Here is an 11,701-nt window from a genome sequence, read left to right as displayed (position 1 = left end):
CGCCGCGTTCAGCGGGAGGCGGCGCCTTCGGCGCCAGGCCGCGCTCCCGCCCGCGCAGCCCGGCCGCGTTCGTACCAGGGCCTGCTGGCGTTCACGACCCAGACGAGCGACAGCATCACCGGAACCTCGATCAGCACGCCGACCACGGTTGCGAGCGCCGCGCCCGACTGGAAGCCGAACAGGCTGATCGCGGCGGCAACCGCGAGCTCGAAGAAGTTGCTCGCCCCGATCAGCGCCGAGGGGCCGGCGACACAGTGGACTTCGCCGGTGGCACGGTTGAGCAGGTATCCGATCCCGAAGATGAAGTAGGCCTGCAGCAGGATCGGCACCGCCAGCAGCGCGATGATCAGCGGCTGGGCAAGGATCTGCTCGCCCTGGAACGCGAACAGCAGCACCAGGGTTGCCAGCAGCGCCGCGATCGACATCGGCTGCAGCCTTGCCAGGAACGCGGCGAACGGCTCCTCGCCGCGGCGCAGGATGACGCGGCGCAGGACCTGGGCGATCACGACGGGGACCAGGATGTAGAGCACCACCGACAGGACCAGGGTGTTCCACGGCACGGTGATCGCCGACAGGCCCAGCAGCAACGCGACGATCGGCGCGAAGGCGAACACCATGATCGCGTCGTTGAGCGCGACCTGGCTGAGCGTGAAATGCGGCTCGCCGTCGGTGAGGTTGCTCCAGACGAACACCATCGCCGTGCAGGGCGCCGCGCCGAGCAGGATGAGCCCGGCGATGTAGCTGTCGATCTGGACCTCGGGCAGCCACGGCCGGAACAGCCAGCCGATGAAGATCCAGCCGAGCAGCGCCATGGTGAACGGCTTCACCGCCCAGTTGGCAAACAGCGTCACCCCGATGCCGCGCCAGTGCTCGCCGACCCCGGCCAGTGCGGCGAAATCGATCTTCAGCAGCATCGGGATGATCATCAGCCAGATCAGCACCGCCACGGGCAGGTTGACGTGGGCGACCTCCATGGCGCCGAGGCGCTGGAAGACAGCGGGCAGGAAATGGCCGAGCGCAACCCCGACGACGATGCACAGGGCGACCCACACGGTCAGAAATCGTTCGAAGACGGTCACGCTCTGCTACTCTCGTCAGGCTGCGGATTCGCCCCGCGGCGCCGCCGCAGCGGGTGTGTTTCCTATGGTGTCCAGGCGTTCCTGCAGGGCCAGGCGGTCGAGCGAACGAAGGGGCAGGCTGAGGAAGATCGACAGCCGCTGGTGGAGCATCCGGTAGGTGTCGGCGAAGGCGGCCCGCCTGACCGCTTCCGGGCCTTCGACGGCGGCCGGGTCGGGCAGGCCCCAGTGGGCCGACATCGGCTGGCCGGGCCAGATCGGGCAGGGCTCGTTCGCCGCGTTGTCGCAGACCGTGAAGACGAAATCCATCGGCGGCGCGTCCGGGCCGGCGAACTCGTCCCACGATTTCGAGCGCAGGCCCTCGACGGGGTGGTTCAGTCCCCTGAGGAGATCGAGCGCGTAGGGGTGCGGCGCCGGCTTCGGATGGCTGCCCGCGGAGAAGGCTGTGAAGCGCGGCCGGCCGAGACGGTTCATGATCGCCTCGGCGATGATCGACCGGGCGGAGTTGCCGGTGCACAGGAACAGCACGTTGTAGCGTTCGGCGTCTGTGGTCATGGCGATACCTCGCAGTCCGAGCAGTTGGCGATGGCCTCCGACAGGCCGCCGCAGATCTCCGGATGACCGTCGCAGCAGTCCTCCGTCAGGTGCACCATCAGGCGGCGCATCTCCTCGATCGCGACGGCGTAGAAGATATTGCGGCCGCGTCTCCAGCTCGTGACAAGGCCGGCCTTCTCCAGCTGCCCGATGTGAAAGGACAGGGCCGAGGGCTGCAGCGCGCACTCGCCTGCCAGGACGCCGGCCGGCAGGCCCGAGGGACCGGCGCGCATCAGACGCCGGAACAAACCCAGGCGATGGGTCTGGCCAAGCGCGGCAAGTCGTTCGACGGCGAGTTCGTGTTCCATATTTCAATGATACAATAAATATTGAAATGTCAATCGGAAAAACCCTGGAGCGACGGAAGCTGCCACGCGGTCGGTTGCGCTCGTGACACCGCGTTTCGGGCGGCTTTCGGGGAACCGCCCCGGATTCCGCGGGTTTTGCGGGAGGCGAGCGCCCTCAAATCATCGTGAGGACCGGTCCCGGAACAATGGGCAGAGGGTGTCGTTGACCCACCATCGAAACGATGTGGCCGACGCGCCTCGTCGGAAATTCATCAATCAAGAAACGAGGTTCTACAATGCGTAAGCTCCTGACAGGCACTGCCATGGCCGTGATGTTCGCCGCCGCTCCGGCGCTGGCCGACAGCACCACGAAGGCCAGCGGCGAACTCGTGACGTCGCCCACCGTCGAGAACCAGGCCGTCTCCAAGCCGGCCGACATCACCGGCAGCGCCGGCGGCACGAGCGTCGAGACCGGCACCAAGGCGACGACCGCCGGGTCGAGCGCGATCACCGGTGCGGACGGCGAGCCGCAGGGCTCGGTCGACATGAAGGCCGGCGCCGAGACCGGCACGACCCTGAAGACCGGCAAGCCCGCCACCACCGCCGGCGGCGAGGTGGTCCCGGACACGAACCAGGACCCGGTCAGCTCCGACGATTCGTAATTCGGAAGCTTCACCGTACCTTCGGGTAGCAGAAACGCCCGGCGCCAGCAGCGCCGGGCGTTTCGCCATGTTCAGCCCAATCCGATTGCGCTCAGTTGCGTTCGATCAGTTCGTCGACCCAGCGGGCGAACATTGGAACGTTCGTGTAGACGCCGTACTTGTCGGGCTGGGCGCAGCCGAAGCCCCAGCTGACGATACCCGCCTGGACCCGCCACTCCCCGTCTTCCCTGACCAGCAGAGGACCGCCTGAGTCGCCCTGGCAGGCATCCTTGCCGCCTTCCCTGTAGCCGGCGCAGATCATCCTCGCCGTTATCTCGCCGTTGTAGGCCTGCGGGCTGTTGCAGGTCTCCCGGCTGACGAAGGGCACCTTCACCTCCCGAAGGTTGATCGGCAGCACCTTCTTCGTGGTGCTGGTGTTGCCCCAGCCGGTGACCGTGGTCATCCTGCCGGGCACCACGTACTTCAATCCGAACGCGCGGGCCGCCATCCGGTAGGTCTCCGGATTCCTGACCCTGGTCTTCATCTTGATGACGGCGATGTCGTAGTCGTAGGTCTTCGGATCCCATTCGCTGGCGATCCAGATGTCGGCCACCGCATGCCGCCGGCCGCCCTTCTTCAGGGACTGGGTACCGGTGAGGATCTCGACATCCGCGACCGACTTCAGGAAGTCGACGCAGTGCGCCGCCGTCAGAACCCAGCGCGGGCGGATCAGCGAGCCGCCGCAGAACTGGGCCTTCCGGTTGTCGGAATACCTGGACTGCAGCAGGGCGACCTGTCCCGGCCACTTGCCCTTGCGGGCCTTCCTGCCGCCAATGATTTCGGGATTGGGGGCGACCTCCTCGCCCAGGACCCGCGTCATGACCGCGGCCTGGCGATGGGCGACGATGTCGCGGAAACTCAGACCGTAGTCGACGTCGGAGGCCCCCTTGCCGGGCACGAGAGCCGTGAAAGGATCCGATGCCGGCTGCGCCGCAACGGGCGCAGTGCTTATCGCGATCGACGAAATGGCGAGCAGGATCCCCGCCCGCAATGAAATGCGCAGACGCATGTTCACTCCAATGGAAGCTCGATACCGGTTGCAGACACGGCAGATCGATATGGTTGATCGAGGCACCCCCGGCAGTCGCAAACTACCGGAGGGACAGGAGAATCTAATCGGGAGGCCAAATCCTGCCTAGTGAATAGTTGGAGGTGGCCCGGCCGCGCCGCTATTCGTTCCGGCTATAGGAAAGCCGCTGCGGCAACGGCCGACGTGCGGTGATGCCCGCTGCCATCCCGCCTGCCGAATCCGGCCGCGGGCGCCAAATTGCGCCTATTGCTCCGGGGCAGCCGATCGCCTATGTCGAAGCCGATTTCCCGAGACAGCGGACGACGGAGTTTGGGCAGCCATGGCGCGCCAGTTCATCTATCACATGCAGGGCCTGACGAAGACCTACACGGGCGGCAAGAAGGTCCTGGAGGGCATCAACCTGAGCTTCTATCCCGACGCCAAGATCGGCGTCCTGGGACCAAACGGCTCGGGCAAGTCGACGCTGCTGCGCCTGATGGCGGGCCTGGACACGGAGTTTTCGGGCGAGGCGTGGCTCGCAGAGGGGGCGACCTGCGGATACCTGCCGCAGGAGCCGCAGCTCGACGAGTCGAAGGACGTGCGCGGCAACGTCATGGAGGGCGTGGCGGCCAAGCAGGCGATCCTCGACCGATACAACGAACTGATGATGAACTACTCCGACGAGACGGCGGACGAGGCTGCCAAACTGCAGGACGACATCGACCGCCTGAACCTGTGGGACCTCGACAGCCAGGTGGAGCAGGCGATGGACGCGCTGCGCTGCCCGCCGCCCGATGCCGACGTCGGGCCGCTGTCGGGCGGCGAGCGCCGCCGCGTGGCGCTGTGCCGGCTGCTGCTGGAGCAGCCCGACCTGCTGCTGCTCGACGAGCCGACCAACCACCTCGACGCGGAGACCGTGCACTGGCTGGAGAACCACCTGCGCGAGTATCCCGGCGCCATCCTGATCGTCACCCACGACCGCTACTTCCTCGACAACGTCACCGGCTGGATCCTCGAGCTCGACCGAGGCCGGGGAATCCCCTACCAGGGCAACTATTCCGCCTATCTGGAGAAGAAGGCCAAGCGCATGGCGCAGGAGGGCCGCGAGGACGCCGCCCGCGAGCGCGCGCTGAGCCGCGAGCGCGAATGGATCGCCGCCAGCCCGCGGGCGCGGCAGGCCAAATCCAAGGCGCGCATCCAGGCCTATGACGAACTGCTCAGGCAGAACGAGGAGCGGATGCGCTCCGGCGACGCGCAGATCGTCATCCCGCCGGGCCCGCGGCTCGGCGACGTCGTCATCAATGTCGAGCACCTGTCGAAGGGCTACGGCGACAGGCTGCTGATCGACGACCTGACGTTCAAGCTGCCGCCAGGCGGCATCGTCGGTGTGATCGGACCGAACGGCGCCGGCAAGACGACGCTGTTCCGCATGTTCACGGGGCAGGAGGCCCCGGACTCGGGCGAGATCGACCTCGGCGAAACCGTCAAGCTCGGATATGTCGATCAGAGCCGCGACGCACTCGACCCCAACAAGACGGTCTGGGAAGAGATCTCCGGCGGCAGCGAGCTGATCGAGCTGGGCAAGCGCGAGGTCAATTCGCGCGCCTACACCTCGGCGTTCAACTTCAAGGGCGGCGACCAGCAGCAGAAGGTCGGTTCGCTGTCGGGCGGCCAGCGCAACCGCGTGCACCTGGCCAAGGTGCTGAAGTCGGGCGCCAACGTGCTCCTGCTCGACGAGCCGACCAACGATCTCGACACCGAGACGCTTTCGGCGCTGGAGGACGCGCTGGAGGACTTCGCCGGCTGCGCCGTCGTGATCAGCCATGACCGCATGTTCCTCGACCGGCTGGCCACGCACATCCTCGCCTTCGAGGGCGACAGCCACGTCGAGTGGTTCGAGGGCAACTTCGAGGACTACGAGGAAGACAAGAAGCGGCGGCTCGGCGCCGACGCGGTGATGCCGAAGCGGATCAAGTACAAGCGGCTGACAAGGGCCTGAGGAGGCCGATCCGCTGGACGCAGGGCCACAATTCGGCGATCCTGAAGGAATGACGGATACCGGGAACATCGTGCCGGAGTATCTGCGCCACATCCGCAATGCCGTGGACGACGTGCGAGAAGACATGCGCGAGGTCAAGACCAGGCTCGGCATCCTCGAAAACCGGTATGCCGGTCTCTCCGGCCGGCTCGACCGGCTGGACAGCCGGGTCGAACGCATCGAGACGCGCCTGAACCTGGCGGAGGCCTGACAAGCCTCAGTGCCGTCCTGGTCCCCCTCCCAGTACCTGAAGTTCGAGGACCAGCGCACCCGGCCGGCGGCGGAGCTGGTCGCGCGGGTGCCGCTCGAGGCCGCGAAGAAGATCGTCGACATCGGCTGCGGGCCAGGCAACTCCACCGAACTGCTGGTCAACCGCTGGGCGGATGCGGCGGTGTCCGGCTTCGATACCTCGGACGACATGCTCGAGGCGGCGCGCAGGCGTCTTCCCGGCTGCCGCTTCTTCACGGCGGACGTGGCAGGATGGTCGCCCGACGGCGACGAGGATCTGCTCTACTCGAACGCCGTGTTCCAGTGGGTGCCGGGGCATCTCGACGTGCTGGAGCGCCTCCTGGCCGCCCTGAAGCCGGGCGCCGTGCTCGCCGTGCAGATGCCGGACAACCTCGGCGAGCCGAGCCACGTCGCGATGGCGGAGACGGCTGCCGACGGGCCGTGGGCGGACCGGCTGGAGGCCGCCGGCCTGGCGCGCGACCCGCTGCCGGGCAAGGAGGTCTACTACGACCGGCTCGCACCCTGGTCGGCGAGCTTCGACATCTGGCACACGATCTATACCCATCCCCTCGACGGCGCAGCGGCGATCGTCGAGTGGGTGAAGGGCACCGGGCTCCGACCCTACGTCGATCCGCTCGACGAGGGCGATCGGCAGGCCTTCCTGGCGGCCTACGAAAGCCGGATCGCGGCGGCCTATCCGGTTCGGTCCGACGGCAAGGCGCTGCTCTGGTTTCCGCGGCTGTTCCTGGTCGCGGTCCGCAACGGGCGGGTCGCTCCTACAGGTCCATGAACAGGGCGATTGCCGCGCATGTGGCGATCCCGACGATGATGTTCATCGGAACGCCGACCTTCAGGAAGTCCGTGAACCGGTAGTTGCCGGCGCCGTAGACGAGCGTGTTCGTCTGGTAGCCGATGGGTGTGGCGAAGCTGGCGCTGGCGCCGAACATGACCGCCACCACGAAGGCGCGGGGATCGACGCCGAGGGACTGGGCAAGGCCGATCGCCAAGGGCGTGACGATGACGGCGACGGCATTGTTGGTCGCCATCTCGGTGAGGACCGAGGTCAGCGTGTAGAGCGCCAAGAGCAACAGGATCGGCGAGGTGCCCTGCAGCACAGGCGAGATCGCGTCGACGATGAGCTTTATCGCGCCGGAATTCTCCAGGCCGATGCCGATCGCGAGCATCGCGAAGATCAGCAGCAGCACGCTGCCGTTGATCGACCCGAGCGCCTCGTCGAGATCGATGCAGCGGGTCAGCAGCAACACGGTTGCCGCGATCAGCGCCAGCCCGCCGATGTCCATCACGTTCAGCGCCGCCATTGCCACCACGGCGACCAGCGCGGCTATGGCAAGCGGCGCCTTGGCCCGGCGATAGGCACGCGCCTTGGTCTGCGAGATGGTGACGAATTCGCTGTCGGATGCGAGCGCGGCCAGGGCCGACGGCCTGCCCTCGAGCAGCAGCAGGTCGGCCGGGCGCAGCCGCACCGAAGCCAGGTTCGGACCGGCAATGTGCTGATGACGATGAATCGCCAGCGGCACGATACCGTACCGTCCCGGCAGGTCGTGGTCGCTCAGCGTGTGGGCGGGACCGTGCGGCGAGGTGGCGACCACCGCCTCCACGACCAGCGTGTCGGTCTTCTCGAGCCGGTCCTGCCGCCGCTTCGTGGCACCGACCGAGATCCCGTACATGTCGTTCAGGGTGAGCACCTCGGCGGACGGGGCGAGCAGGATCAGGCGGTCGCCCGCCTCGATCTGCACCTCGGCGAGGTTTTCGCGCAGCGTGCCCGTGCGACGCTGAACGCCGATGACGCGCACCCCGCCGATCTTGAATTCGGTCAGCGCGCCGATCTTCTCGCCGACCATGTCGGAGTCCTGGTGCACGGTGACCTCGGTCAGGAAGGTCTGTTCGTCTTCCTTCTGGATGGCATCGGGAAGTTCGGACTGCGAGGGCAGCAGCCGCTGTCCGATTACCATCATGTATCCGATGCCGACGAGCGCGGTGACGATGCCGATCGGCGTGATCTCGAAGATCGAGAACGGCGCCAGTCCGCCCTGCCGGGCGACGCCGTCGACGAGCAGGTTTGTCGAAGTGCCGATCAGCGTGCACGTGCCGCCGAGGATGGTCGCGTAGGACAGCGGGATCAGCAGACGGGAGGGCGACGAGCCGACCGACATCGCCAGGCGGATGACGATCGGAATGAGAACGATCACCACCGGCGTGTTGTTGACGAAGGCCGACGCCGCCATCGCGCCGAGAAGCACGGAGGCGAGCGCAAAACCGGGGCTCCGCGCCGCCTTCGCGATGGCGAACGAGGCGACGGCCTCGAGCAGCCCGGTCCGCACCAGCGCCCCGGACAGGACGAACATCGCCGCGATGGTTATCGGGGCGTGATTGGAGAAGACCCCGATCATCTCGTCGGTCGTCAGAAAGCCGAGGCTGAGGAAGGCGATGGCCCCGACGCTGGCGATGACGGCCGGCGGGTACCGTTCCAGAACGAAGGCGACGAACAGCGCGATCAGCAGGGCCAGGCCGATAAACGCATTGTACTCATCAGGGAAGGGCATGATGCGGAGACCACACGAGGACAGGACGGATGTAAACGCACAAACCGTCGAAAACGCCATGCGGATTCTGAGGCCGGATTCCGGCCCCTGCCGCGCGATGCATCGCAGCAACACCCCCGGCCCCGCGGTCCGGCGCAGGCTTCGCCCTTCCAGGACCAGGCCAACGCGCTCGGCTCGCCGATCCACGCATAATGGATACATTGACCGGACCGGTGATCCGTGCTGCGCTGGCGCAATAGTTTGCCATCAGAACAATCGGAGGAACTCGCTCATGAAATGCATGATGACAACCGGCGCCGCCCTGGTGGCCCTGGCGATCGGAACCGGAGGGGCTTTCGCCGCCGACGTGACCCTGAAGGCCTCCCATCAATGGCCGGGCGGCAAGGGCGACGTCCGCGACGAGATGGTGCAGATCATCGCCCGCGAAGTTGCCAACGCCAATGTCGGCCTCGAGATCCAGGTCTATCCCGGCGCCTCGCTCTACAAGCCCGCCGAGCAATGGGGCGCCCTGACCAAGGGCCAGCTCGACATCTCGGCGTTCCCGCTCGACTACGCGTCGGGACGCGTTCCGCAGTTCTCGGCCACCCTGATGCCGGGCCTCGTGCGCAACCACGACCGCGCCAAGCGGATGAACGATTCGGACTTCATGGCAGACATCAAGAAACTGATCGAGGACAACGACGTGATCGTCGTGGCGGATGCCTGGCTCGCCGGCGCGTTCGCCTCGAAGAAGCAATGCATCACCGATCCGGCCTCGATGGAGGGGCAGGTGACGCGGGCCGCCGGACCGGCCTTCGAGCAGATGCTGGCGGCGGCCGGAGCCTCGATCGCCTCGATGCCGTCATCGGAAATCTACTCCGGCATGCAGACCGGGGTTCTCGACGCGGCCAATACCTCGTCGGGGTCCTTCGTCTCCTATCGTCTCTTCGAGCAGGTCAAATGCCTGACCGCGCCGGGAGCGAACGCGCTGTGGTTCATGTACGAGCCGATCCTGATGTCCAAGCGAAGCTGGGACGACCTGACCAAGGAGCAGCAGGACGCCATCATGGCAGCCGGCCAGAAGGCGGAGGACTTCTTCTTCGAGGAGGCCAAGAAGATCGACCAGGAGATGATCGACACGTTCAAGGAGAACGGCGTGGAGATCGTCGAGATGTCGGGCGACGACTACCAGGCCTGGCTCGAAATCGCCCAGGGGTCGTCCTACAAGAACTTCGAAGAGAACGTTCCGGGCGGCAAAGAGCTCATCGAAAAGGCGCTCGCCGTCGAATAGCACCGACGAATCCGGCGCCGGAGGGAGCGTTCGGCGCCGGTGGTTCTGCCGGTCGTCCAGGGCGCCGGTCCTGGGTGCCGGTCATCCAAGGGGGGAGACTACCGAATGCGGGCCTACGTGCGTGCAGTCAGCGCGGTGTCGCGACTCTGCGGGGTCGTGGCACTTCTGCTGCTGGTGGCGGCGATCCTCGTCGTCTGCGAGATGATCTTCGTCCGCTACGTGCTGAACGGATCGACCGTCTGGCAGACGGAGTTCGTCACCTACGCGATCGTCGCGGCAACTTTTCTCGGATCGCCTTCGGTCCTGCTGGAGCGGGGCCATGTCGGCGTCGACCTGCTTCCCGACGCGCTGGACGGCTCCGCGAAGACGGTCCTGCGCCTGGTCGCCGGGATCCTCGGCCTGCTGTTCTGCATCGCGCTGGCGTGGTCGGGCTGGCTCTACTTCCATGAGGCCCTGACGCGCGGCTGGAAGACGGCGACCGTCTGGGCGCTGCCCTTGTGGATACCGCTGCTGCCGATGCCGTTCGGCATCGGGCTGTTGTGCCTGCAATACGTGGCCGAGCTGATGAAGCTCACGGAACGCGACACCGGCGGGGTCGCGGCATGAGCCCGCTCGGCATGGGCGGCATCGTCCTCGTGGTCCTGCTGGTGCTGCTGTCGACCGGCATGCCGATCGCCTTCGCGCTGGGCCTCGTGTCCATCGCCGCGCTGATCCTGACCGAGGGCTTCGATTCGATCGAGATCGTCGGCGAGACCTTCTTCGGAGGGCTTGCGAGCTTCGCGCTGGTCTCGATCCCGATGTTCATCGTGATGGGTGCGGCGATCGCCTCCAGTCCGGCCGGCAAGGATCTCTACGAGGCGCTCGACCGGTGGCTGAACAGGGTGCCGGGCGGCCTGGTCCTGTCGAACATCGGGGCCTGCTCGATCTTCGCGGCGCTGTCGGGCTCGTCGCCGGCGACCTGCGCGGCGATCGGCAAGATGGGCATCCCCGAGATGGTCCAGCGCGGCTATCCGAAGTCGATCGCGGCCGGCTCGATCGCGGCCGGCGGGACGCTCGGCATCCTGATACCGCCGTCGGTGACGATGATCGTCTACGGCATCGCCACCGAGACCTCGATCGGCCGGCTGTTCATCGCCGGGCTGCTGCCGGGCCTGCTGCTGACCGTGCTGTTCATGATCTGGACGATCATCGCCTGCAAGTATGCCGGCTACAGCTTCGAGAAGATGGCGACGCGGTACTCGTTCCGCGAGCGCTTTCAGGCGCTGCCGCGGGTGCTGCCGTTCCTGCTGATCATCGTCGGGATCCTCTACGTGCTCTACGGCGGCGTCGCGACGCCGTCGGAGGCGGCCGGCGCCGGGGCGCTGTTCTGCATCGTGCTGGTCGCCGTCATCTACCGGATCTGGAAGCCCGGGCCCTTGCTGTCGGTGTTCCGGTCGTCGCTCAAGGAGTCGGTGATGATCATGATGATCATCGGCGCCTCGGAGCTGTTCGCCTTCACCCTGTCGTCGCTGTTCGTGACCCAGTCGATTGCCGGCTGGATCGGCGACCTCGACGTCAACCGCTGGGTGCTGATGGGGCTGATCAACGTGTTCCTGCTGGTGGCGGGGTTCTTCCTGCCGCCGGTCGCGGTGATCCTGATGACCGCGCCGATCCTGCTGCCGATCATCACCCAGGCCGGCTTCGACCCCTACTGGTTCGCCGTGATCCTGACGATCAACATGGAAATCGGCCTCATCACGCCCCCCGTGGGGCTGAATCTCTATGTTATCAATGGCATTGCACCGGATATATCGCTACAGACGATCCTGCGCGGCTCGCTGCCCTACGTGCTGTGCATGGTGCTGGGGATCGTGATCCTGAGCATCTTTCCCGACATCGTCACCTGGCTCCCGAACTTGCTGATGGGGCCGGGCGGCTGAGCCGGGGCCGAGGGC

The 11,701-nt window shown here is 66.5% G+C and carries 12 protein-coding genes; 7 read left to right on the top strand and 5 right to left on the bottom strand.

The genetic code is table 11. The features are described 5' to 3' along the window. Window positions 1-8 precede the first annotated feature (8 nt). From arsB to V3328_RS10690, 3 genes are read right to left on the bottom strand one after another with little or no spacing between them, the layout of a single operon-like run. On the bottom strand, window positions 9-1,079 hold the full coding sequence (gene arsB / locus V3328_RS10700; protein ID WP_340329645.1) for an ACR3 family arsenite efflux transporter: 1,071 nt from the start codon (window positions 1,077-1,079) through the stop codon (window positions 9-11). A gap of 15 nt (window positions 1,080-1,094) precedes the next feature. Further along, window positions 1,095-1,631 (bottom strand): arsenate reductase ArsC, encoded by a 537-nt coding sequence (locus V3328_RS10695; RefSeq protein WP_340329644.1) that lies wholly within the window; start codon window positions 1,629-1,631, stop codon window positions 1,095-1,097. Then, window positions 1,628-1,978: an ArsR/SmtB family transcription factor gene (locus V3328_RS10690; protein WP_340329643.1), complete on the bottom strand. Its 351-nt coding sequence runs from the start codon at window positions 1,976-1,978 to the stop codon at window positions 1,628-1,630. Before V3328_RS10690 ends, V3328_RS10695 begins: the two co-directional genes overlap by 4 nt. Window positions 1,979-2,253: 275 nt before the next feature. Here V3328_RS10690 and V3328_RS10685 point away from each other — a divergent pair, with 275 nt between their 5' ends. Beyond that, window positions 2,254-2,619, top strand: a complete 366-nt coding sequence (locus V3328_RS10685; RefSeq protein ID WP_340329642.1) for a hypothetical protein — start codon at window positions 2,254-2,256, stop codon at window positions 2,617-2,619. A gap of 91 nt (window positions 2,620-2,710) precedes the next feature. Here the strand turns inward: V3328_RS10685 and V3328_RS10680 are convergent, their stop codons facing one another. Next, window positions 2,711-3,667: a S1 family serine peptidase gene (locus V3328_RS10680; protein WP_340329641.1), complete on the bottom strand. Its 957-nt coding sequence runs from the start codon at window positions 3,665-3,667 to the stop codon at window positions 2,711-2,713. 340 nt (window positions 3,668-4,007) lie between these two features. On the opposite strand from V3328_RS10680, the gene ettA reads away from it, so the two are divergent. From ettA to tam, 3 genes are read left to right on the top strand one after another with little or no spacing between them, the layout of a single operon-like run. Beyond that, window positions 4,008-5,666: an energy-dependent translational throttle protein EttA gene (gene ettA, locus V3328_RS10675; protein ID WP_340329640.1), complete on the top strand. Its 1,659-nt coding sequence runs from the start codon at window positions 4,008-4,010 to the stop codon at window positions 5,664-5,666. Window positions 5,667-5,715: 49 nt separating this feature from the next. Next, entirely contained in the window at window positions 5,716-5,916 is a 201-nt protein-coding gene (locus V3328_RS10670; RefSeq protein WP_340329639.1) for a hypothetical protein, read from the top strand. Between the two features lie 9 nt (window positions 5,917-5,925). Continuing rightward, entirely contained in the window at window positions 5,926-6,723 is a 798-nt protein-coding gene (gene tam, locus V3328_RS10665; protein ID WP_340329638.1) for a trans-aconitate 2-methyltransferase, read from the top strand. Here the strand turns inward: tam and V3328_RS10660 are convergent. Continuing rightward, entirely contained in the window at window positions 6,710-8,497 is a 1,788-nt protein-coding gene (locus V3328_RS10660; protein WP_340329637.1) for an SLC13 family permease, read from the bottom strand. The two genes, tam and V3328_RS10660, sit on opposite strands and share 14 nt — an antisense overlap. Window positions 8,498-8,777: 280 nt before the next feature. On the opposite strand from V3328_RS10660, the gene V3328_RS10655 reads away from it, so the two are divergent. The 3 genes from V3328_RS10655 to V3328_RS10645 all read left to right on the top strand — a co-directional run bounded on the left by V3328_RS10655 (window position 8,778) and on the right by V3328_RS10645 (window position 11,686). Further along, window positions 8,778-9,767 (top strand): TRAP transporter substrate-binding protein, encoded by a 990-nt coding sequence (locus V3328_RS10655; protein WP_340330049.1) that lies wholly within the window; start codon window positions 8,778-8,780, stop codon window positions 9,765-9,767. A 105-nt stretch (window positions 9,768-9,872) separates the two neighbouring features. Continuing rightward, window positions 9,873-10,373: a TRAP transporter small permease subunit gene (locus V3328_RS10650; RefSeq protein WP_340329636.1), complete on the top strand. Its 501-nt coding sequence runs from the start codon at window positions 9,873-9,875 to the stop codon at window positions 10,371-10,373. Further along, window positions 10,370-11,686, top strand: a complete 1,317-nt coding sequence (locus V3328_RS10645) for a TRAP transporter large permease (protein WP_340329635.1) — start codon at window positions 10,370-10,372, stop codon at window positions 11,684-11,686. The genes V3328_RS10650 and V3328_RS10645 overlap by 4 nt, the downstream gene beginning before the upstream one ends. Window positions 11,687-11,701 lie beyond the last annotated feature (15 nt).

It is taken from the genome of Microbaculum marinum, from assembly GCF_037855135.1.
GTDB classification, from domain to species: domain Bacteria; phylum Pseudomonadota; class Alphaproteobacteria; order Rhizobiales; family Tepidamorphaceae; genus Microbaculum; species Microbaculum marinum.
This window is presented reverse-complemented; position numbering and strand designations above follow the sequence as displayed.